The organism is Cryobacterium luteum (assembly GCF_900110125.1).
Taxonomy (GTDB): Bacteria; Actinomycetota; Actinomycetes; order Actinomycetales; family Microbacteriaceae; genus Cryobacterium; species Cryobacterium luteum.
The window spans coordinates 293,885-316,342 of record NZ_FOCN01000002.1; the positions used below are offsets into that span (position 1 = coordinate 293,885).

21 protein-coding genes are annotated in these 22,458 nt (G+C 66.5%); 14 read left to right on the forward strand and 7 right to left on the reverse strand.

The window, feature by feature from the left end:
- Nucleotides 1–27: 27 nt before the first annotated feature.
- The 3 genes from BMW72_RS18635 to BMW72_RS03660 all read right to left on the reverse strand — a co-directional run bounded on the left by BMW72_RS18635 (nt 28) and on the right by BMW72_RS03660 (nt 3,049).
- Nucleotides 28–180, reverse strand: coding sequence for a hypothetical protein (locus BMW72_RS18635; protein ID WP_166787741.1), 153 nt, complete (start codon nt 178–180; stop codon nt 28–30).
- Between the two features lie 53 nt (nt 181–233).
- Complete coding sequence (locus BMW72_RS03655) at nt 234–2,114, reverse strand: pyruvate kinase (RefSeq protein ID WP_092107351.1); 1,881 nt, start codon at nt 2,112–2,114, stop codon at nt 234–236.
- Between the two features lie 116 nt (nt 2,115–2,230).
- Nucleotides 2,231–3,049 (reverse strand): Bax inhibitor-1/YccA family protein, encoded by an 819-nt coding sequence (locus tag BMW72_RS03660; RefSeq protein ID WP_092107353.1) that lies wholly within the window; start codon nt 3,047–3,049, stop codon nt 2,231–2,233.
- Nucleotides 3,050–3,278: 229 nt separating this feature from the next.
- On the opposite strand from BMW72_RS03660, the gene BMW72_RS03665 reads away from it, so the two are divergent.
- The 6 genes from BMW72_RS03665 (at nt 3,279) to BMW72_RS03690 (ending at nt 10,403) form a co-directional block, all read left to right on the forward strand.
- Nucleotides 3,279–4,289: a glycerophosphodiester phosphodiesterase family protein gene (locus BMW72_RS03665; RefSeq protein ID WP_092107355.1), complete on the forward strand. Its 1,011-nt coding sequence runs from the start codon at nt 3,279–3,281 to the stop codon at nt 4,287–4,289.
- A 42-nt stretch (nt 4,290–4,331) separates the two neighbouring features.
- The gene (locus BMW72_RS03670; RefSeq protein WP_092107357.1) at nt 4,332–6,881 is read left to right on the forward strand and encodes an ATP-dependent helicase; all 2,550 of its coding nucleotides are present in this window, start codon (nt 4,332–4,334) and stop codon (nt 6,879–6,881) included.
- Between the two features lie 299 nt (nt 6,882–7,180).
- Nucleotides 7,181–7,441: an FUSC family protein gene (locus BMW72_RS03675; protein WP_255576171.1), complete on the forward strand. Its 261-nt coding sequence runs from the start codon at nt 7,181–7,183 to the stop codon at nt 7,439–7,441.
- 65 nt (nt 7,442–7,506) lie between these two features.
- The gene (locus BMW72_RS03680; RefSeq protein ID WP_241983940.1) at nt 7,507–8,931 is read left to right on the forward strand and encodes a ferredoxin reductase family protein; all 1,425 of its coding nucleotides are present in this window, start codon (nt 7,507–7,509) and stop codon (nt 8,929–8,931) included.
- Entirely contained in the window at nt 8,928–9,551 is a 624-nt protein-coding gene (locus BMW72_RS19185; protein WP_241983941.1) for an FMN-binding protein, read from the forward strand. Before BMW72_RS03680 ends, BMW72_RS19185 begins: the two co-directional genes overlap by 4 nt.
- Before the next feature lie 9 nt (nt 9,552–9,560).
- Nucleotides 9,561–10,403, forward strand: a complete 843-nt coding sequence (locus tag BMW72_RS03690; protein WP_241983942.1) for an FAD:protein FMN transferase — start codon at nt 9,561–9,563, stop codon at nt 10,401–10,403.
- A gap of 154 nt (nt 10,404–10,557) precedes the next feature.
- Here BMW72_RS03690 and BMW72_RS03695 read toward each other — a convergent pair whose 3' ends face one another.
- Nucleotides 10,558–11,058, reverse strand: a complete 501-nt coding sequence (locus BMW72_RS03695) for a MarR family winged helix-turn-helix transcriptional regulator (RefSeq protein ID WP_092107361.1) — start codon at nt 11,056–11,058, stop codon at nt 10,558–10,560.
- A 132-nt stretch (nt 11,059–11,190) separates the two neighbouring features.
- Here BMW72_RS03695 and BMW72_RS03700 point away from each other — a divergent pair, with 132 nt between their 5' ends.
- Together BMW72_RS03700 and BMW72_RS03705 are read left to right on the forward strand one after the other, a co-directional pair.
- Nucleotides 11,191–11,835, forward strand: a complete 645-nt coding sequence (locus BMW72_RS03700) for an NADPH-dependent F420 reductase (protein ID WP_092107363.1) — start codon at nt 11,191–11,193, stop codon at nt 11,833–11,835.
- Nucleotides 11,836–11,960: 125 nt separating this feature from the next.
- Complete coding sequence (locus BMW72_RS03705) at nt 11,961–12,572, forward strand: DUF6518 family protein (RefSeq protein WP_092107365.1); 612 nt, start codon at nt 11,961–11,963, stop codon at nt 12,570–12,572.
- Nucleotides 12,573–12,591: 19 nt separating this feature from the next.
- On the opposite strand, the gene BMW72_RS03710 is transcribed toward BMW72_RS03705, so the two are convergent.
- Nucleotides 12,592–13,002, reverse strand: a complete 411-nt coding sequence (locus BMW72_RS03710) for a DUF3054 domain-containing protein (RefSeq protein WP_092107367.1) — start codon at nt 13,000–13,002, stop codon at nt 12,592–12,594.
- A gap of 59 nt (nt 13,003–13,061) precedes the next feature.
- Nucleotides 13,062–13,772 carry a VIT1/CCC1 transporter family protein gene (locus BMW72_RS03715; protein ID WP_092107369.1) on the reverse strand — a complete coding sequence of 237 codons (711 nt, stop codon included), beginning with the start codon at nt 13,770–13,772 and terminating at the stop codon, nt 13,062–13,064.
- Nucleotides 13,773–14,013: 241 nt separating this feature from the next.
- Between BMW72_RS03715 and sucC the strand changes: the two genes are divergently transcribed.
- From sucC to BMW72_RS03745, 6 genes are all read left to right on the forward strand, one after another.
- A complete protein-coding gene (gene sucC, locus BMW72_RS03720; RefSeq protein WP_092107371.1) occupies nt 14,014–15,183 on the forward strand; it encodes an ADP-forming succinate--CoA ligase subunit beta in 1,170 nt (389 codons plus the stop codon).
- A 13-nt stretch (nt 15,184–15,196) separates the two neighbouring features.
- Complete coding sequence (gene sucD, locus BMW72_RS03725) at nt 15,197–16,084, forward strand: succinate--CoA ligase subunit alpha (protein ID WP_092107373.1); 888 nt, start codon at nt 15,197–15,199, stop codon at nt 16,082–16,084.
- A gap of 274 nt (nt 16,085–16,358) precedes the next feature.
- Nucleotides 16,359–17,606: a cell division protein PerM gene (locus tag BMW72_RS03730; protein WP_092107375.1), complete on the forward strand. Its 1,248-nt coding sequence runs from the start codon at nt 16,359–16,361 to the stop codon at nt 17,604–17,606.
- A 9-nt stretch (nt 17,607–17,615) separates the two neighbouring features.
- Nucleotides 17,616–18,209: a phosphoribosylglycinamide formyltransferase gene (gene purN / locus BMW72_RS03735; protein WP_092107377.1), complete on the forward strand. Its 594-nt coding sequence runs from the start codon at nt 17,616–17,618 to the stop codon at nt 18,207–18,209.
- Nucleotides 18,206–19,873, forward strand: a complete 1,668-nt coding sequence (gene purH, locus BMW72_RS03740) for a bifunctional phosphoribosylaminoimidazolecarboxamide formyltransferase/IMP cyclohydrolase (RefSeq protein WP_092107379.1) — start codon at nt 18,206–18,208, stop codon at nt 19,871–19,873. The genes purN and purH overlap by 4 nt, the downstream gene beginning before the upstream one ends.
- Nucleotides 19,874–20,008: 135 nt before the next feature.
- Nucleotides 20,009–21,088, forward strand: a complete 1,080-nt coding sequence (locus BMW72_RS03745) for a Glu/Leu/Phe/Val dehydrogenase dimerization domain-containing protein (RefSeq protein WP_092107381.1) — start codon at nt 20,009–20,011, stop codon at nt 21,086–21,088.
- A gap of 107 nt (nt 21,089–21,195) precedes the next feature.
- Here the strand turns inward: BMW72_RS03745 and BMW72_RS03750 are convergent, their stop codons facing one another.
- On the reverse strand, nt 21,196–21,921 hold the full coding sequence (locus BMW72_RS03750; RefSeq protein WP_092107383.1) for a DedA family protein: 726 nt from the start codon (nt 21,919–21,921) through the stop codon (nt 21,196–21,198).
- Nucleotides 21,922–22,458: the final 537 nt, after the last annotated feature.

Genomic DNA, 22,458 nt, shown 5'->3' on the forward strand with positions numbered 1-22,458 from the left:
CGGGCCCGCACGCGAGCATCCGCTGGATCAGTCCTTGGGAGCTTTCAGGTATCGGCGAATGGCGAGCACGACCACCCAGGCGAGGCCGAGCAGCACGATGGCGCTGCCAATGTAGCCGAACGTGGCATTCGAGCCGCTGATTTCGAGGGGGAGCAGCGGGTGCAGGTCAGTGAAACTCATTGCTTAAGCCAACCACAGTGTGACGTGTGCACGGTACGAAAAAGCGCCGGGTTTCACGAACGCTGGGGGGATGCCTGGCCGGCGGGACTTGCGGTGGCTGTGGCATCCGGGGCATCGAGATCCCAGGCACGCAGTCGTCGCAGCAGGCTGCGTTTCTTGTCGGTGTGACCCTGCATGCGCCCGAGGATTCCCGCAAGCATGGAGATTGCGTCGGCGATGAACGGGCCCTTGTTGAGCATCACGCACTCGGCGCGTTCGGCCATGGCGGCATCGGTCACCTCGGCGCGAGATGGCAAACCGGTGCGGGCGAGGGTATCGAGCACCTGCGTTGCCCAGATCACCGGCACGTGGGCGGATTCGCACAGCCAGAGGATCTCTTCCTGCACCTCGGCGAGCCGTTCGAAACCGGCCTCGACGGCGAGGTCGCCGCGGGCGATCATAACGCCGACACCCTGCCACCGCATGGCTTCAAGCAGGATCTGCGGTAGGGCCTCGAACGCCGCGACGGTCTCAATCTTGAGCACGATGCCGAGCTCCGGGTTGCCCTTGAGGTGTGAGAGCAGGTCTCGCACGTCGTCGGCACTTCGTACAAAGGACATGTTGACGATATCGGCGTGTGCTCGCACAAAGTCCAGGTCGGCCTCATCCTGCTCGGTGAGCGCCGAGATGGAAAGATGAGTATCGGGCAGGTTGATGCCCTTTTCAGCGCGCAGTTTTGTGCCAACAAGGCTGGCATGGTGCACCGCGACCGTTATTTCGGTGGCGGCCACGGCAACGATGACCCCGCCGATCTTGCCATCGTCGAGCATGACTCGTTCACCGGGTCGCGCTTCCAGAAAAGCGGAAGGCAGGGTGCAGCCGATTCGGTGTGTCCCATCGGTCGTGACGTCTGCCGGGCTGAGGTCCGCGGTGAGGATCAGGGTGTCACCACGGTGCACGAGCAAGAATTGCTCGGTGGGATTCAGGGTGCCAACGAACGCGACCACGTCTCGTTCGTCCCGCGCGGCGGCCAGGGCCAGCCCGGGTCCGAAGTAGACAGTTTGGGGGAGGGAGACGAGGCATCCGTCTGAAAAGATCTGCTCGACAGTGAGGGTGCGGTGGGCCCCGCGCGTGTCGACGAGGTGGATTTCGTCGCCGACCCGGCGCCGGGCCAGCCAGCTCGAATCGGTGATGGGAATGACGGGTGCCCCGAGCGCGACCGCGTTGTCGGGTCGGGTTCCGAGCCAGGCCAGACCGCGTTTCTGAACGGCACCGGTCGGGGATCGGATCGGCTTGACCTTGATCACCTCTGGGCCGGGCGTGATGGGGCCGGTGCGCAGCTTCGGACCGCCAAGATCCATGGCAATCCGGCAGCGCTCACCGGTTGCCGCCTCGGCGGAGTGGATATTGGCGATCATCGCGGCCCAACTGGTCGGACCGTCGTGCGCACAGTTGATGCGGGCCAGGTCCATCCCACTCTCGAGCATGGACGCCACCATGGCGGCGTCGGTCGCCGATTCACTCGGCAGGGTCACCATGATGCGCGTTGACCGCTGCGCGGGTTGAGCACCGAGCAGCAGCGCGGCATTGTGGGTGAGGAGGGCGGAGCCGTCGGGCGGCCGCTCAACCTCGGGAGCGTAGACGGGATTCACGGCGCCGACCTGAGGGATCAGCAGCGTCAGCGTTCGCAGCAGTCCGTCAACGCTCGCGAGAACGCCTGATTCGGTGCGCCCCAAAGAGGTGAGACCGCGATTGGTGAGACGCGCCTGAAGATCGCGCAGATCGTGGGCTCGCAGCTCGACGTAGTGCACGAGGTTGGTTGCACTGGCTGTGTGCCGTGCTGCGACGGCGAGAATCTCGTCGGCCTGGCGCACCTCGGCGAGCAGCAGGTGCGCCCGCAGCGATTCAACGTCGGCCTGAAGAGAGACCAGATCGGAGAATTCGAGCTCAGTCATGTGATCCTTCCGTGGCCGACCGGTTCAGTATGGCCGGTGCGGGTGAACGGCCGGGGTGGACGCACAAAAAGTGGGCCGATCCACCAGGATCGACCCACCGGTTGTTCTGCGTACTGCTACTCGCGGGTGAGCACGAAGATGCGCAGCATTTCGACGTAGAGCCAGACGACGGTCATGATGATGCCGAACGCGCCGGTCCAGCCGTACTTGCGGGGCAGACGGTTGTTGACGCCCTTCTGGATGAAGTCGAAGTCGAGCACGAGCGAGTACGCGGCCAGAAGCACCGCGAGCAGGCCGATGAGGATGCCGAGCTTGATGTCAAAGCCGAGAATGCTGATGCTCTGGCTGCGCAGGCCGAAAGCCTGGTCGGTGCCGCCGAAGATCATCATTCCCACGTTGATGAGCGAGAACGCAGCGTAGCCGATCATGGCGACCAGGAAGATCTTGGTGGCCTTCTTCGAGGCGCGGATCTTGCCGCTCTTGAACAGGGCCAAGGTGACGCCGACCACGACGAGGGTGGCGAGAACCGCCTGCACCACGACGCCCGGGTAGATGTCGTCGAAGACGCGCGAGATGCCGCCGACGAACAGGCCCTGGGCCGCGGCGAAGGTGAGGATCAGCGGAGCCGACGGCTCCTTCTTGAAGGTGTTGACCAGGCCGAGCACGAAACCGACGATGGCGCCGAGAATGAACAGGAACGGCAGCACCGGCGTGGCGACCCAGGAGATCATTGCCGCGACGACCAGCAGCGCGAAGCCGAGGCCGGTCTTGGTGATGGTGTCTTCGTAGGTCATGCGTTCGGTGTCCTGAGCACCGGCGGAGGGCCGGTTGTACATCGACTGCAGATCGTTGTCCGAGAGGGCCTGCGACGACGCCACTGCGCCGCGAGGGCCGAACGCCTCGTTGCGGGAGAAAGCGGGGTTGGAGGATGCCATGGGGTGCTGTACTCACAATCAGCTGGTGGTGTGGGATGCGCGGTCGAACCGGCACGCAGCGCCTGGTGCAGCGCTCCCTCCACGGTACCCGAGAGCGTGATCGAATGCACCGGGGATCAGCCGATTTGCAGCATTTTCGGCGGTGTTTCGCACTCATTTCGCTGCGAGCGTTACCGGTGCCCGCATCCGTTTTGCCGGCACCGGTAGCCTGCGGGGTTAGCCTGACACCATGCGACCCATCGTCATCGGCCACCGCGGGGCGAGCGGCCACCGGCCGGAGCACACGCGTTCCGCTTTCACCCTGGCCTTCGCGCTCGGAGCCGACGCCGTTGAACCCGACCTGGTGGCAACCCGCGACGGCGTGCTCGTCATTCGCCACGAAAACGAGATCTCCGGCACAACGGATGTCGCCACTCGCGCCGAATTCGCCGCTCGCCGCCGGCAGAAACACGTTGACGGCAAGCCCGTCACCGGCTGGTTCACCGAAGACTTCACCTGGGCCGAACTGAGCACCCTGCGCGCCCGGGAACGGCTGCCCGCCCTGCGGCAGGGCAATACAACCTTCGACGACCAGCAGCCGATTCTGCGGCTGCGCGACCTGTTCGACCTCGTCGACGCCGCGGCCGAGCAGACCGACCGGGTGCTCGGGATTGTCGCCGAGATTAAGCATGCCAGCTATTTTGCCGCCCTCGACCTGCCGCTGGCCGAACTGTTCGCGGCCGAGGTCTCCGCCGCCGGCTGGAACATCGACCGGCTCACCGTGGAGAGCTTCGAACCGACCGTGCTCGCCCAGGTGCGCGCGGAGGGCGTGCGCGGCAGGCGCATCTTTCTGCTCGAAGACCAGGGGCACCCGGCTGACCAGCCGGCGGAGTACGGTGCCGGCGCCGTGTCCTACGCCGATCACCTCACGATTGCCGGGCTCGCGAACCTGGCCGCCGGTTCTGACGGGATCGACGGCATCAGCGTTCCGAAGTCGCTCATTCTCGAAACGGATGCCGCTGGTGACGTGGTCGGGGCATCCGCTCTGGTCGACGACGCCCACGTGGCCGGGCTGGAGATTTACTGCTGGACACTGCGCCCGGAGAACAGGTTTTTGGCGAAGTCGTTTCGAAGCGGCACCCGCAAGGCGGACTTCGGCCACTGGCAGTCGGAGTTTCGGGTGATTCTCGGTTCGGGCATCGACGGAGTGTTCGCCGACCACCCCGATCTGGCCGTGCACGTGCGGGACGAGCTGCCCTGACCAGATCTGCTGTCAGGGGCCTCGCCTACACTGGAAACCGACATGACCACACCTCTTAACGCGGAATCCGCGCCCGCAACCGCCACTCGTTCGGCCACGCCGATCATTCTCGATTCGCCTGGAGACGCGGCACAGGGACGTGCGGGCACGGAAGGCACCCGGCAGAGCCCCCTGCTCGACGGGCTCAACCCGCAGCAGAAAGAGGCGGTCGAATACCGCGGGCAGGCGCTGCTCATCATCGCCGGTGCCGGCTCGGGCAAGACCAGTGTGCTCACCCGGCGGGTCGCGAGCCTGCTGGAGACCCGCGACGCCTGGCCGAGCCAGATTCTCGCGATCACCTTCACCAACAAAGCGGCCGCCGAAATGCGCGAGCGGGTGCACGCCATTCTCGGGCAGGGGTCCGACGGTATGTGGATCAGCACGTTCCACTCCTCCTGTGTGCGCATCCTGCGTCGCGAAGCCGAGAAGATCGGCCTGTCGAGCACTTTCAGCATCTATGACTCGGCCGACACCAAGGTCACCCTCAAGCGCATCATCAAGGGGCTCGACGCCGACACCTACGGGTTCACCCCCGGCTCGGCCGGCGCCAAGATCTCCAAGCTTAAGAATGAGCTCGCCGACGCGGACTCCTACGCCCGCAACGCAAACATGAGCGACCCGCAGGAGGTCATGTTCGTCGAGATTTTTCGGCAGTACTCGGCCCGGCTGCGCGCCGCGAGCGCGCTCGACTTCGACGACCTCATCGGCGAGACCGTCTACCTGTTCCGAGCGTTCCCCAAGGTTGCCGCGCTCTACCGGCGCCGGTTTCGGCACCTGCTGGTCGACGAATACCAGGACACCAACCACGCCCAGTACGCCCTGGTGCACGAGCTCACCCGGCCGGTCACGGCCGAGCTCGCGCAAGAGATGGACGATGACGGTGTGCACGTGCGCAACCTGCGCGACGCGAGCGGCGCCATCCCCGGAGCATCGCTCACCGTGGTCGGCGACTCCGACCAGTCGATCTACGCCTTCCGCGGCGCCGACACCCGCAATATCAGCGGATTCGAGCGGGACTACCCCGGCGCGAAGGTAATTCTGCTCGAACAGAACTACCGGTCCACCCAGAACATCCTCTCGGCGGCGAACGCCGTGATCGGTCACAACTTTGACCGCACCGACAAAAAGCTGTGGAGTGCCGGCGGCGACGGCGAGAAGATCGTCGGCTTCACCGCCTATTCCGGGCACGACGAAGCCCAGTTCGTCTCCGACGAGATCCAGGTTCTTCACGCGGCGGGCATGGCCTACCGCGACATGGCGGTGTTCTACCGCACCAACGCGCAGACCCGAGCGCTCGAAGAAATCCTGGTGCGTTCGGCCACTCCCTACCGGGTGGTCGGCGGCACCAAATTCTACGAGCGGGCCGAGATCAAGGATGCCCTGGCCTACCTCATCGCCGTCGCCAACCCGGTCGACGAACTCGCCCTGCGCCGCATCCTGAACACCCCCAAGCGCGGCATCGGCCCGGCCACCGAGACCGGGCTGTCCAGCTTCGCCGACGACAACGACCTCACCTTTCGACAGGCCATGCGCAACTCCGCAGCGCTTGGCCTCGGCCCGAAGGTGACCGGCGCCATTCTCAAGCTCGCCGAACTGCTTGACGCCGCCGCGCTCATGCTTGTGCCTACCTCGGTCACCGCTGACGGCGTGCCGGTCGGCGCCGCAAACGTCAGCGAGGTGTTGGAATTTCTGCTGAACGGCTGCGGACTGCTCGCCGTGCTGCGCGGCAGCCGCGACCCGCAAGACGAAGTGCGCGCCGAAAACATCGAAGAACTCGTCGCCCAGACCAAGGACTTCAACAAGGAGAACCCCGATGGCGGCCTGGTCGACTTTCTCACCCAGGTCTCGCTCGTCGCCGCGGCCGACGACCTCGACGACGCCTCGGGCACGGTCTCACTGATGACCCTGCACACCGCGAAGGGCCTCGAATATGAGGCCGTGTTCCTCACCGGTGTCGAGGAGGGTCTGCTGCCGCACCAGATGTCGGCGAACGAGCCCGGCGGACCGGCCGAGGAACGCCGCCTGTTCTATGTGGGCATCACCCGCGCCCGCAAACGGCTCTATCTCTCGCTCGCCATGACCCGCGCGCAGTTCGGCGACATCAACGTGGCCATGCCGAGCCGGTACTTGCAGGAGATTCCGGCCGAGCTGATCGACTGGAAGCAGTCGCCGGGCATGGCCAACTCGCGCGGCGGCACCCAGCCGCGCGCCCTCAACGCACGGCGCGACGGCGGCTTCGGTGGTTTTGGAAACTCCGTAGGTTCGTCGAGCGACGGCTATGGCGGGCGCAGCGGTTACGGAAACAGCGCGAAGCCGGCCGGCCTGCCGCCGGGCAAGCCGAAGACCGAGTGGGCCAACAAGATCACCGGCACCGTGCGCGACAACGGCAGCCTCGAGCTCGCGGCGGGTGACCGCATCCGTCATCACGATTTCGGCGAGGGCCGGGTCAATCAGGTCACCGGCGAGGGCACCAAACGCATCGCGCACGTGCAGTTCGACACGGCCGGCGCCAAGAAGCTGCTGATCAAGATCGCCCCGATCGAAAAGATCTAGCGAGCACCCCGTTCAACCCGCGCCAGGGCCGGAACCGGGCCAGCCCGATTCCTTGCGCCAGCCCGAATCCCTGAGGCAGTGGGCGCTCTCCCTACGCTCCTTCCAGTTCGAGGTCGCCACCCGGGCAGCGGTCGCCGCCGCGCTGCCACTCACCGTTCTCGTGCTCACCGGCCAGCTCGACTGGGCCGCCTACGCGGCCTTCGGCGCCATGACAGCGCTGTTCGGCCGGAACGAGCCCTCTACCGGGTGCGGCTGCGCACGGTCACCGTTGCCGGCACGCTCATGCTCGCGATCATCTGCTGCCCGGTCCGCCAGTGGCGGTGCTGATTCTGGACATCGCCCTGGGCCAGTTCGGCGCCGAGATTCGGATCGGCCGAGACTACGGCGCCGCCCTGCTGTTCGTGACCCCGCTCGCCCTCACCGTGGTGCACCTCACCAGCCCGGTACCGGTTCCGGCGCTGCTGGTCGATCGCGTGCTCGAGACCGTGCTGGGCAGCGTCTTCGCCCTGGTGATCGTGCTGCTCGTGCGGGCGCGGGTCCGGCTGAAAAACAGGCATTGACGACACACAGACTGTTCACAGGTTATCGATAGCTGTTCTATGGCCCCCCGGTCGATGCTTTACTCATGAGCCTCGACACGCGCACCAACCGAACCGGCCAGGCGCCCACACGCCGCACCCGTACGGCGTTGCAGCACCCCGCCTACCAGAAGCGGATGCGCCTCGCCGACAGCCTGCAGATTCTCTGCGTGGCGTCGGTCGCCATCGTCATCGCCATCTTTCTCGCCGACGGGGGAGCAGCCAAGTTCTCCGCTCCGGCCGACGCTTTCACCTCGCTCGGAATCGTCGCCGGACTGGTCGGAACCGACCTGCTGCTCGTGATGCTCGTGCTGGCCGCGCGGCTGCCCCCGATCGACCGCGCTTTCGGACACGACCAGGCCATGGCCGTGCACCAGTCGCTCGGCAAGCCCGCCCTCTATCTCATCCTCGGCCACGCGGCGCTGCTCATCACCGGCTATGCCCTCGCCGAAAACGTGAACGTGTTCGTCGAGGTCTGGAACATGCTTACGACCCTGCCCGACATGCCGCTCGCCTTCCTCGGCCTCGCGCTCATGCTCGGTGTCGTGATCACCTCGCTCGTGGTCGTGCGCCGTAAATTTCGCTACGAGGCCTGGCACGCAGTGCACCTGCTCGCCTACCTCTCGGTTCTGGTCGCCATCCCGCACCAGCTGAGCGTCGGCAACCTGCTCAGCGAGGGGGCTATTGCCCGCTACTACTGGCTCGCCCTCTACGTGGCGGTTGCCGGCTCCATCATCGTGTTTCGCTTTCTGCTGCCGGTCACCCGGTCGTTGCGCCATCGCCTCGTGGTTGACCGGGTCGACGCCATCGCTCCGGGCGTGGTCTCCATCACACTGACCGGGCGGCAGCTGGACAAACTCCGGGCGACCTCCGGGCAGTTCTTCGTCTGGCGGTTCTGGTCCCACGGACTCTGGTGGCAGGCGCACCCCTTCTCCCTGTCGTCAGCGCCGAGCGAGCGCGGACTGCGCATCACGGTGCGCAGTCTCGGCGATGCCTCGCAGCAGCTTCCCCAGCTGAAGCGCGGCACGCGAGTGAGCTTCGAAGGCCCGTACGGGCTCTTCACCGAGAACGCTCGCACATCGCCCCGCGTCGTCTTGATCGCCGCCGGCATCGGCGTCGCCCCCATCCGCTCGCTGCTGGAAACGGTATCGTTCGCGCCGGGCAACGCCACCGTGCTCCTGCGCTCGCACAGCCTCGGCGATACTTACCTCGTCGACGAGCTGACCGACCTGTGCCGGGTGCGCGGCGCTGAACTGCGCATCATCGCCGGCAAACGTCCCAAGGGCGTGAGCACCTGGCTGCCAGCGGATGCCGCCCGCGCCGGCATCACCCTGCGCAAGATCGTGCCCGAACTGCTCCACTGCGATATCTACATCTGCGGTCCCCGCCCGTGGACCGACGCCGTTGTGCGAGACGCCCGCGCCGGCGGGGTCCCCAAGAAGCAGATCCACTACGAAAGGTTTGACTGGTGAGAGCACGTGCCGTAGCACTGGCCGCACTGGCCTCCGTCTCGATCGTCGGCATCGGCTGGCAGCTCGGCTCGCAGGCTATCGACGCCTCGCAGAGCCTGACCGCAGCCACCGGTACCGGCGCAGCCGCCGCCGCCTCGGCCGCAACGGATGCCGCCGCCCAGGCCGCAGCGACCGCGAAAGCGGCCGCCGGCGCTGCGGCCACAGCCCAAGCCCAGGCCGATGCCGCCAACACCGCTGCCTCGACGAAGGCAGCAGCGGATGCGGCGGCAGCAGCAACAGCCGCGGCCGACGCAGCTGCCAACGCGGCCGCGGCTGCAGCCACCGCGGCGACCGCATCGTCGCAATCGGGAAGCTTCACCGGCTCGGTCGTCGCCACCCAGTTCGGCAACATGCAGGTGTCCGTGACGATCGTCAACGGGGCGATCACCGAGGTCACTCCGCTGCAACTGACCAACCGTGGCGGCCGATCGGTTGCCATCAGTAACCAGGCCGCGCCGATCTTGCGCTCCGAGGTGCTCGCGGCCCAATCCGCGAGCGTGCAAAACGTGAGTGGCGCCACCTACACGACCCAGGGCTACCTGCGGTCGCTGCAGTCGGCCCTCGATACGGCCGGGTTCTAGGTGCCTGCCGTGTGCCGCGACTCTGACCGGATGCCCGCGCTCACCTTTGCAACGATGGGCACCGTCGTCAGTTTGCGACTCGGCGATTTCGCTGCCGATACCGCTGCCGGTGACCTGGTCGAGACAGTGTTTCGGCGCTGGGATCAGCAATTCAGCCTCTACCGAGACGACTCGGAGCTGTCTCGGGTCGCGCGCGGGGACATCCGTTTGACCGACGCGAGTGAGAGCCTGCGCAATTGTTACGCCCTCGCGCTGGACTGGCGGGATCGCACCCGGGGCGTATTCACTCCGCATCGTGCGGATGGCGTGATCGACCTGTCCGGGGTGGTCAAGGCGCTCGCCATCGCCGAAGCCGGGGCGGCCCTGATCGCGAGCGGCTTCGCCGACTGGTCGATCAACGCCGGCGGTGACGTGCTGGTCAGTGGTCAGCCGGGCGAACGATTTGAGGCGTGGGAGTCCGCCGACAGTGCGATGCCGACCGGGCATCGAGTGGCGGCGCCGGCCGCGGTGACCGAGCACCTCGAATGGGTCGTGGCGATCGTCAATCCATTCGATCGGGGTGACGTGATTGCGAGCGTTCCGCTGCGGCATCCGCTTCGAGCCGTGGCCACCTCGGGCAGCGCGGAACGCGGCGAGCACATCTGGACGGCGTTGAACGGTGAGCCGTCGCCGTTTCGCCAGGTGAGCGTTTTTGCCGCCGATATCGTTACGGCCGACGTGCTCGCGACGGCGATCGTGGCTGGCGGCGAGGCGACGCTGAACGAAATGACCGAGCGCTTTCCCATCGATGTTCTCGCCGTGTTGCGTGACGGCCAGTTGCTCGCGACGCCGGGGCTGCGCCGGGCCGAATAGGTCATTTCAGACTGCCCGGACAGTTTGTACCTGGCGCTTGATCGACCGCAGCTTCGACCTCGATCTGGATCCAGGCGCCTACGCCGATCTCGACTTCGACAACGACGACCGGTACTGATCAGCTGTTCGGTCGTGGCTGACCGGTCGTGCTTGGTCAGTCGTGGTCGAGCAGGCGGTGGTCGGGGTCGAGGGTGCCGAGCAGTCGACCGCAGATCTCGCTGAGCTGGCCGACCTGGCGGGCGGTGAGCGGGTCGAACACCACGGTGCGCACCTCATCGACGTGGCCGGGAGCGCTGGCGACGACCTTCTGCCAGCCCGTTTCGGTGAGGCGGGCCAGGGAGGCGCGGGCATCCGCTTGCGAGGCACAGCGGGTGAGGTAGCCCTGCGTTTCCAAGCGGGTGAGCACGTGCGAGAGCCGGGAGAGGGAGGAGTTGGTGCGTGAGGCGAGTTCACTGAGCGGCAACGAGTGTTCGTCGTTCTCGGAGATCATGGCGAGCACGTAGTACTCGAAGTGGCTGAGGCCGGCGTCACGTTTCAGCTCGGACTCCAGGCGGGCCGGGAGCAGCATCGTGACCGCCATCAGGCGCAGCCAGGCGATGCGCTCGTCCTCGGTGAGCCAGCGCGGCTCCGAGGTGCGTTGGGGAGGGGAAGTCATAACAGACAATCTACCAGTTGACTTGACGTTTCAACTAAAAAGCCCTAGGTTTTAGTTGTTGCTTCAAGTAAGTAACATCCACATCGTGAACACGACCAACAGGCCTCTCCCCCCAATAGAAAGAGAATTCTCATGACTGACATCGTTATCATCGGCAGCGGCAACATGGCTCGCGGCATCGGAACCCGTGCAGTGGCGGCCGGCCGCAGCGTGCAGATTCTCGGACAGGACCTGGCCAAGGCGGCGGCGCTCGCTGCCGAACTCGGGGCATCCGTTACCAGCGGCCCGGTCGACTTCGCTGCCGTCGACGGCGACATCGTCGTGCTCGCCGTTCCCTACGACGCGGCTCGCGCCCTCGTGACCGGCTACGGCGCCGCACTCGCCGGCAAGACCGTGATCGACATCACCAACCCGGTCGACTTCACGACCTTCGACTCCCTGACCGTCGCCCCCGGCACCTCAGCGGCCGAAGAGCTCGCCAAGCTCGCCGCTGACGGCGTCAACATCGTTAAGGCCTTCAACACGACCTTCGCCGGCACGCTCGTCACCGGGTCGGTCTCCGGCCAGCCGCTCGACGTGTTCGTCGCGAGTGACTCCGACACGGCCAAAGCCGCCGTCGAGTCGTTCGTCACCGACGCCGGACTCAACCCCATCGATGTCGGCCCGCTGCGTCGCGCCCGCGAGCTCGAGGGCTTCCAGCTGCTCATCATGACCCTGCAGGTCAACCCGGCACACGCCTCGTACAACTGGAACACCGGCCTCAAGGTGCTCGCCTAGGCAGTAGCAGCGGGGCGCAGGTTGGCTCGCTGGGCGCATGATCAAACGTGCGCCCGGAGAGCAAGCCTGCGCCCGGCGCCGCCCGCCCGCCCAGGAGGCGGCGTACAACACCCTAGGCTCGCAGCATGACCCTGACCGACGAACGGATGCGTCGGCCAGCGACGCTCGCCCGCAGTCTGCTCGTGGCGGTCGGCGCCGGGATCGCGACCGGGCTGCTGGCCCGCGCGCTGTATGCAGTGCTGCCGGAGCCGTGGACCACGCTCGCCAACACCAGCGCGCTGTGGGGCCTGCTTCCGTTCACCGTTGCAGCGCTGACCCGAACCCGCGGGTCGCGCGCGATCCTGCTTGGCGTGACCGCGCTGGCGGCGATGGTCGTAACCTGGGCCGTACTCGGCCCGGAGTCGCAGCCACCCCGCGTGCTCGTGCTGTGGGGGATCGTCGCCATCGGCGCCGGCGCGCTGTGTGGGCTGGCGGGTGACCTGGCCGGCCGACGGCAGCCGCTCGCGCACCGATTGGGTTTGGCCGTGATGAGCGGGCTCGTCCTCGGCGAGGCGTTCTACGGCGCGCTGCTGATCGGCGGCCCGCAGTGGTGGGGCGAGAGCGCCCTGGGCCTGCTCCTGGCTCTCGGCGGAGGTCGCCGCTGGCCAGACCGGGCAGTGGCGCTCGCGCTGGCCGCTCTGATGGCGGCCAGCCTGTTCGGCGTCTACCTGCTCTTTGACGCAATCGCCGCCGGCTAGGACCGGTGCGGCCGACAGACTAGGAGTGGGTCGGCATGCGCTGGCGAGAGGCGCGCTGCACGAGTGCGGCGATGGCGCGCCAGCCGAGCAGGAACACGCCGAGCACGATGGTCGTCACGATCGCGAAACTGAGCTGAACGCCCTGGCCGCTGGCCAGGCGCAGCAACAGGCCGCCGGCCACGGTCACGATCCAGATCGCGAGGCCGGTCCAGACGATGTTGTGGGGGTGACGCCAGGCGCGCAGCAGCAGCCAGCCGATGATCAGCCCGCCCAGAAACGGCCAGTAGGTGACGCCGAGGCCGGCCAGGCTCTCTTTGTGGCTCAACCGACCGATGGCTGCGAACGCGAGCACGAGTACCGCGTCGAGCACGCCCGCCGTGATGATTGACGATCGAGGAATGGGGCCAGCTTTGATGTGCAGTGATGCCATATTTTCAGCCTAGCCACGCGGCCGGGGCGTAACCCGGTGTTGTCTGTGAGCCGGCTCGACTAGATGTTGCCGCCGATGAGGGCGCCGATCACGTACGTGACCGCGAGGGCGAGGATGCCGCCGATGACGATGCGGGCGATGGCCCGCGGCTTGGGGCTGCTGCCGAGGTGGGCGCTCAGCCAGCCGGTGACGACGAGCGCGATCAGTACAGCGACGAAGGTGGCACCGATGCGGTACTCGGCCGGCGGCAGCAGCACGGCGAGCAGGGGGAGTGCGGCGCCAACGGTGAAAGCGATAGCGGATGCGTAGGCCGCGTGCCACGGGTTCGACACGTCCTGCTCGGTGATGTGCAGTTCAACTTCGAGGTGGGCGGCGAGGGCGTCATGCCGGGTGAGCTCGATCGCCACCTGCTGGGCGGTCTGGCTGGAGAGCCCCTTGGCTTCGTAGAATCCGGCCAGTTCGGCGAGTTCCTCGTCGGGCTCGTTCTCGAGTTCCCAGGTTTCCTTGGCGATCAGGGCACGTTCGGAGTCGCGCTGGCTGCTCACCGACACGTATTCGCCGAGGGCCATCGAGATCGCGCCGGCAAGCAGGCTCGCCACGCCGGCGATGAGGATGACGTGGGAGTTTGTCGTGGCGGCGGCAACACCCACGACGAGGGCGGCGACGGAGACGATTCCGTCGTTCGCGCCCAGAACACCGGCGCGCAGCCAGTTCAGGCGGGAGGCGAGGCCGGCGGCGTGCGGTTCAACCGCTTGGACAAGATCAGTCATGGTCCTACGATAAGCACTCGGTGCCGGAGTCGTCCAGCAAGGTGTGGCTAGCCTTCCGCCCGTTTTTGCACCGGTCGATGCGGCATCGGGGTGCGCCATGACGCATGATTCACGCGATAGAGTTTCCCAGGGCCGGTATGTCTTGATGTCGAGCTAATTTACGACAACGACTGCTGTTACCAACAACCTCATATATCTTCACCGGCGGTGTGATCGCCAAGACGCGGATTGGAAGAGCAGCGTGGATCTTTACGAGTACCAAGCGAGAGACCTCTTTGAGGAATATGGTGTGCCGGTTCTGCCGGGCATCATCGCGGACACCCCCGCCGAAGTACGTGCAGCAGCCGAGAAGCTCGGTGGTGTTGTCGTGGTCAAGGCGCAGGTCAAGGTTGGCGGCCGCGGCAAGGCCGGCGGCGTCAAGGTAGCCAAGACTCCGGATGACGCTGAGGCCGCAGGCCAGGGCATTCTGGGCCTGGACATCAAGGGTCACACCGTTCACCGCGTCATGGTGGCGGGCGGCGCCCGCATCAAGCAGGAGTTCTACTTCTCCGTGCTGCTGGACCGGTCCAACCGCTCCTACCTGTCGCTCGCCAGCTACGAGGGTGGCGTAGAGATCGAAGTTCTCGCCGTCGAGAAGCCCGAAGCGCTCGCCTACACAGCAGTCGACCCGACCGTCGGCATCGATCTCGCCGTGGCGAAGCAGATCGCGATCGACGCCAAGTTCCCGGCCGAGCTCGTCGACAAGGTCGCCCCGGTCTTCGTCAAGCTGTACAACGTATTCAAGGGTGAAGACGCAACCCTGGTCGAGGTCAACCCGCTCGTGCTGACCGAAGAGGGCGACATCATCGCCCTCGACGGCAAGGTCACGATCGATGAGAACGCCGACTTCCGTCACCCCAAGCACGCCCTCCTCGAGGACGCCGCTGCGGCTGACCCGCTCGAAGCCAAGGCCAAGGCCGCCGGCCTCAACTACGTCAAGCTCGACGGTGAAGTCGGCATCATCGGTAACGGCGCAGGGCTCGTCATGAGCACCCTCGACGTCGTCGCCTACGCCGGTGAGAACTTCGGCAGCGTCAAGCCGGCCAACTTCCTCGACATCGGGGGCGGAGCATCCGCTGAGGTCATGGCCGCCGGCCTCGACGTCATCCTCGGCGACCCGCAGGTCAAGAGCGTGTTCGTCAACGTCTTCGGTGGCATCACCGCGTGTGACGCCGTCGCCAAGGGCATCGTCGGCGCGCTCGCCGAGCTCGGTGCCAGCGCCAACAAGCCGCTCGTGGTGCGCCTCGACGGCAACAACGTCGAGGAGGGTCGCCGCATCCTCGCCGAGGCGAACCACCCGCTCGTAACACTGGCCGCCACCATGGACGAGGGCGCCGCCAAGGCCGCCGAGCTCGCCCACGCAGCGAAGTAAGGGACAACCAAGCATGTCAATCTTCCTCAACAAAGACTCCAAGGTCATCGTTCAGGGCATCACCGGAGGTGAGGGCACCAAGCACACCGCCCTCATGCTCAAGGCCGGAACCCAGGTCGTCGGTGGCGTCAACGCGCGCAAGGCCGGCACTACCGTTGTGCACGGCAGCGTCGAGCTGCCCGTGTTCGGCACGGTCGCCGAGGCCGTCGCGAAGACCGGCGCCGACGTGTCGATCATCTTCGTACCGCCGGTGTTCACCAAGGACGCCGTCATCGAAGCGATCGATGCTGAGATTCCGCTGCTCGTCATCATCACCGAGGGTGTTCCCGTGCAGGACTCGGCCGAGTTCTGGGCCTACGCCATCGCCAAGGGCAACAAGACCCGCATCATCGGCCCGAACTGCCCCGGCATCATCACGCCCGGTGAAGCACTCGTCGGCATCACCCCGGCGAACATCACCGTCAAGGGCCCGGTCGGACTCGTCTCCAAGTCGGGCACGCTGACCTACCAGATGATGTACGAACTGCGCGACCTCGGCTTCTCCACCGCGATCGGCATCGGTGGCGACCCCATCATCGGCACCACGCACATCGACGCGCTCGAAGCCTTCGAGAACGACCCGGAGACCCTCGCCATCGTCATGATCGGCGAAATCGGCGGCGACGCTGAAGAGAAGGCCGCTGAATACATCAAGGCGCACGTCACGAAGCCGGTCATCGGCTACGTCGCCGGTTTCACCGCCCCCGAGGGTAAGACCATGGGCCACGCCGGCGCCATCGTCTCCGACGGAGCCGGAACCGCCCAGGGCAAGAAGGAGGCCCTCGAGGCCGCCGGAGTCAAGGTCGGCAAGACGCCGAGCGAGGCTGCAACCCTGCTGCGCGAGGCACTCGCCGCACTGTAATTTGTTTCACTGTAATTAGTTTCACAGTAATTCGCTCAAACGAGGGGCTCGCCGGACTATCGGCGGGCCCCTTTTGTGTGGGCGGGGCGCTGGCGGGCGTGCAGATCTGCGGAGATTTCGAGCGGATGCCCGGGCGCGCCGCGTGATCACGCGCGTGTTCGCGCGCGCCGGCACACACGCGGGGGATCTCCGCAGTTACGAACGGAGGGTTGTGTGCCGCAAGTGGGCGCGGGCTGGCGGGCAATGTCGGCCCGGAGAGATAGGCTCGCAACGGATGAACCGCATAACGACCGCCCTGCTCGCCGCTCTCGAGGCACTACTTGTCGTCGCCATCGGCATCGGCATCGCCATGGTGCCCCTCACCGTGCTCTGGGCCGCCCACTTCGGCCTCTCGGTCGAATGGTTCGTCTTCTGGCGCGCTGCCGCCGATATCTGGCTGCTCGGCAATGGCGTCGACCTCACGGTGCAACTCGGCCCCGACGTGGCCGCGGCGCTCGGCCTGGCCGGCGCAGACACCCCCTTTCTGATCTCGGTAGTACCGCTCGGGTTCGCGATGCTGTCGGTGCTCATGGGCGTGCACACCGGTCGGCGCGCCGCAGAAACCCCGCACCGCTGGACCGGCGTCGGCGTTGCCGTTGGCACCTATGCCCTTCTCGCCACGCTCGTGACCGTGTCGGCCGTGTCGCAAACCGTCGCGCCCAACCAGCTGCAGGGTGTTCTGCTGCCGGCGCTCATCTATGCCGCCGGAGTTCTGGTGGGAGCGGAACTGGGGCGGCGCAAGACCGCGGGGGCCGTTGACGCTGTGGATCGGGTGAGCCTGCGCATCCGCTCGTGGTACCAGCGGATGCCGCAGACCAGTCGCACCATCATCGAGGCCGCTCTGCGCGGCGGAACAGCGGCCGCCGCCGGGGTGCTGATCGTGTCGGCCGTGGCCGTGGCCGCGCTCATCGCGGTCAACTACGCGACCATCATCGGGCTGTACGAGGCGGTGCAGGCCGGCGTGTTCGGCGGCGCCACCATCACTCTCGCCCAGCTCGCCCTCATTCCCAACCTGGTCATCTGGGCCGCCGCATGGTTCGTCGGTCCGGGCATCGCGCTCGGCGTGGGAACGAGCGTCTCGCCGATCGGAACCGTCGTCGGCACCCTGCCCGGCCTGCCCCTGTTCGGTGCGCTGCCGCAGGGCACCCCGGCCTACGGCTTCCTCGGACTGCTCGTTCCGGTGCTGATCGGCTTCATTGTGGCGGTCGTCACCCGACAGTATTTGGACCGCCCCGGTGTGCCCGAACGCACCACGCTTGAACACGTGCTCACCGGCCTCGGCATGGGAGTGGTCGCCGGCGCACTGCTCGGCGTGCTCGCCTGGTGGTCGGCCGGAGCCATGGGCCCCGGCCGTCTGGTCGAGGTCGGGCCCGATCCGTTGCTGGTCGGGGCTCTCGCCGCCGCCGAAATCGGTGTCGCTGCGGCCCTCGGCATGCTGGCCGGCCGGGTGCGACTCCCGTCGGGGCTCTCCGTCAAACGGTAAGCTCAGTGCGTGCTGTCTATTGTCGTGTTGATCTCCGGCGGAGGATCCAATCTGCGAGCCCTGCTGGAGGCGTCAGAAGACGCCGAGTTTCCGGCCCGAATAGTCGCGATCGGCGCCGACCGTGATGCCGACGGGCTCGAGCTCGGGGTGGAATTCGGCATCCCCGCCTTCTCTGTTCCCTTCGCGTCCTTTGCCGACCGCGCCGCGTGGGGCGACGAACTGCTCGCGCAGATTCAGCAGTGGCAGCCCGACCTGGTCGTACTCAGCGGCATGATGCGCCTGCTGCCGCCACGCGTGGTCGCCGCACTGTCGCCGAACCTGATCAACACGCACCCGGCCTACCTTCCCGAGTTCCCCGGGGCACACGCCGTGCGGGACGCCCTCGCCGCCGGGGCTGTGCAGACCGGTGCGAGCATCATCGTGGTCGATAACGGTGTCGACGAGGGCCCCATCCTGGTGCAGGAACGCGTCGCCGTTCTGCCCGATGACACCGAAGCTTCCCTGCAGAATCGCATCAAGATCGTCGAACGCCGACTGCTCATCCAGGCCGTGCTCGACATCGCCAACGGACATATGAACCTCAAGGAGAATTCCAACGCATGAGTGGACACACCAACGCGCCCAGCTTGTACCGTGACCGGGACCAGATCCGCATCGAGCGCGCACTCATCTCCGTGAGCGACAAGACCGGCCTGCTCGAACTCGTCGCAGCGCTGAAAGCGGATAGCGTCGAAATCGTCTCCACCGGATCGACGGCGGCCACCATTCGCGCCGCCGGCTTCGACGTGACCGATGTCTCGACGGTCACCGGTTTTCCGGAGTCCCTCGACGGTCGTGTCAAGACCCTGCACCCCGGCGTGCACGCCGGCATCCTCGCCGACCTGCGCCTGGAAGCCCACGAAGCGCAGCTGAGCGAGCTTGGCATCAAGGCCTTCCAGCTCGTCGTGGTCAACCTGTATCCCTTCGTCGAGACGGTCGAGAGCGGCGCCGAGCCGGCCGACGTGATCGAGCAGATCGACATCGGCGGCCCGGCGCTGGTGCGGGCATCCGCTAAAAACCACGCCAACGTGGCCATCGTCGTCGACCCGGCCAACTACGGCGAGATCATCGAAGCCGTCACCGCCGGCGGATCGACCCTCACACTGCGCCAGAAGCTCGCCTCGCTCGCGTTCGAGCACACCGCCGACTACGACCTGAGCGTGTCGGCCTGGTTCACCGAAAACGTCTACGACCAGTGGCAGGACGACACCGAGGCCCTCGGCGAGGCCGACGTGCTGGAACACGAAGACGACGAGGAAGACGACGAGTCGCCGTTCCCGGAGGGCTTGGGCATCGAGGTCACCCGCGAGGCCATTCTGCGCTACGGCGAGAACTCGCACCAGGCTGCAGCGCTCTACGTGGGTGAGGGCGGCCGCGGCATCGCCCAGGCCCGGCAGCTGCACGGCAAGGACATGTCGTACAACAACTACGTCGACGCGGATGCCGCGGTGCGCGCCGCCTTCGACTTCAGCGAACCGGCCGTCGCCATCGTGAAGCACGCCAACCCCTGCGGCATCGCCATCGCCAAGCCCAACGCACCGGATGCCATTGCCTCGGCGCACCTGCGCGCCCACGCCTGCGACCCGATCTCGGCGTTCGGCGGCGTGATCGCCGCGAACCGCGTTGTCACGTTCAACATGGCCCAAACCATCAGTGAGATCTTCACCGAGGTGCTCGTGGCCCCCGGCTTCGAGCCGGCCGCGGTGGAACTGCTTACCAAGAAGAAGAACATTCGCCTGCTCGAGCTGCCCGCCGATTACGAACGGTCCTCGCTCGAACTACACCAGATCTCCGGCGGCCTGCTCGTGCAGGAGACCGACAGCTTCGAAGACTTCAGCTCGGCCGGCTGGACGCTCGTGGCCGGCCCCGAAGTGGATGCCGCCACTCGCGCCGACCTCGAATTCGCGTGGAAGTCGTGCCGTTCCGTGAAGTCGAACGCTATTCTGCTCGCGCACGCCGGAGCATCTGTTGGGGTGGGCATGGGCCAGGTCAACCGGGTCGACTCCTGCCACCTCGCCGTGAGCCGCGCCGGCGAACGGGCCGAGGGTTCGGTCGCCGCGTCCGACGCGTTCTTCCCCTTCGCCGACGGCCTCGAGGTGCTGCTCGAAGCCGGAATCGCCGCTGTCGTACAGCCCGGCGGTTCGGTGCGCGACCCCGAGGTCATCGCCGCGGCGACCGCGGCCGGTGTGTCGATGTACTTCACCGGAGAGCGCCACTTCTTCCACTAGTCCGATCGCGAAAAGCACCGTCGATATTCAATCGAGGGTGCTTTTGCGCACCCGGTTTGGTTATCCTGTTCGAGGCGGTGCCACACACCGGCGTCGCCGCATCCGGCCCACAAGGCCCGAAACAACGGAGTTTCCATGACCCTCACGCACCCCACCGTCGCTGTCGATTCTCTCGCCCAGACGACGCCGTCCCATGAGAAAGTACTGATCGTCACCGGAGAACGCTCGGGACTCATGATCACGGTGGCCGTTCACTCCACCCGCCTCGGCCAGGCACTCGGCGGCGCCCGCCTCTGGCAATACGCGAACTGGACCGACGCTGTCGCCGACGCGCTGCGCCTCTCCGCCGCCATGACCCTCAAGAACGCGGCTGCGGGGCTTCGCCGCGGCGGCGGCAAGTCGGTAATCTACCTGCCGCTTGGCACCGTGCTGACCGATGCGCTGAAGCGTCTGGCGATGCTCGACCTCGGCGACGCCATCGAAAGCCTGGGCGGCGCCTTCATGACCGCCGAAGACGTCGGCACGAGCGCCGAACTCATGGCCATCGTCGCCGAACGCACCAGTCACGTCTGCGGACTGCCCGCCGCAATCGGCGGCGTCGGCGAACCGGCGGAGGCGACCGCGGCCGGCGTGTACGCGAGCATCGAATCCACCCTGGAGGCCCTGTTCGGCAGCCGCGACGTACGTGGGCGTCACCTGGTCATCTCGGGCCTCGGCCAGGTCGGCGGACGCCTCTCGACCGCTCTCGCCGCCGCCGGCGCCACCCTCACCGTCACCGACATCAACCCGGACAAGCGCGCGCTGGCCGACGCGCTCGGCGCAAGCTGGGTATCGGTTGCCGACGCGCACCGGGTGCACGCCGATCTGTTCGTGCCGTGCGGCCTCGGCGGGGTGCTGACGAAAGAGGTAATTGCGGAGCTCAACGTGCTCGGCGTCTGCGGCGCCGCCAACAACCAGCTCGCTTCGCCTGCCGGAGCGACGCTGCTGGACGCGCGGGGCATCCTCTGGGCGCCGGATTTCGTCGTCAACGCCGGCGGTGTTGTCTATCTCGACCTGGCGAGCGAGCCGAACGCCGACCTCGGCCAGATCTCGGCGCGCGTGGCTGCCATCGGTTCCGTGCTCAGCCAGATCTTCGCGGATGCCCGCGCGAACGAGATCACGACCCTCGCGGCCGCCGAGCGACTCGCGGCGGCCCGCCTGAACGCCGCCCGATAGCCCGTTCCGGGCCTCTTCGGGTCATGGGCGCGCCCCTTCTGGGTGGCCGCTACGCCGGTTACTGTAGCGGCCACGCAAATGGGGCGCGGTCACGGGCGGGGCGAGGTCTATTCGCGCAGGTCGGCCGGGATGGTGGGCTGAACGCGGGCTGCCGCGCGGCGCTCTTTGAGAGTCGTGCTCGCGGCCTTGGTCAGCTCCGTGAGAATCGGAATTCCGGAGAGCAGGATGATGCCGATGATGAAGAATTCGGAGTACTTCTCGACGAATGCGATTTGGCCGAGGAAGAATCCGACCAGGGTGAGGCCGACGCCCCAGGCGAAGGCACCGATCGCGTTGAAGGTCACGAAGTTGCGATAGCGCATCTTGCCGACGCCGGCGGCGACCGGCACGAAAGCGCGAAAAATGGGCAGGAACCGGGCGAGGATGATGGACTTGCCGCCGTGCTTGGCGAAGAAGGCGTTGGTGCGTTCAACGTTCTTCGGGTTGAAGAACCGGTTCTTCTCCCGGGAGAACACGGCCGGGCCGGCTTTTCGACCGATCACGTAGGCGAGCTGATCGCCGGCGAAGGCGGCGATGAACACGACCAGGCAGGTCACCCAGATCGGCAGCGGAACGACGCCGGTCGCGGTGAGCAGACCCACCGTGAACAACAGCGAATCGCCGGGCAGGAACGACAGCACGATGAACCCGGTCTCGATAAACACGACCGCGGCGACGCCCAGCAGCACAAACGATCCAAACGAGTGGATCAGCCACTCAGAGTCGAGAAAATCGATTCCGAACAGGGTGGGCAGCATGACGAATCCTTCCAACAGAGCGAGAGCGCGTGGCATGGCGATGCCGACAGAGGCGCAGAACCCAGACTACGGGACGTAATGCTGGGAAGGGCCGGGACCCGGAGTGGTTCGGCACGCGATGCCGTCGCGAGCGGGGGCACCCGGCGCAGAAAATACTTGTGTTCTGCCCCCGTTTCGCCATAGTCTGAAAGGCTGCCTGATCCGGGGGGCAATTGATACATATTCTTGAGGCGCCCAGGAGGCAGACATGACAAAGACAGCACCGATCACACTCGCACCCCTTGCGAACGACGGAGCACACTTTGGCGCGTTTGCCCCGGTGTCAGTTAGCCAGACTCGCGTCGCCTAGCCTCGTCGTTCCCCGCACGGCGGCTCGCGCACACCGATCCGCCAGCGCGACCACGGGGTGGGTCTAACTCGCCACCTGTAAAAACGTGGCCCCGGCACGCACTCTTGGGCTGATCGTCCCCGGTATTCGGATCATCAGCCGCACACTTGGTCGCCCGCGTTCTTGGCGACCACAGACATCCGCTGCACCACTAGAACCGCGGGCGCAGCCGCAGCACCATCAGG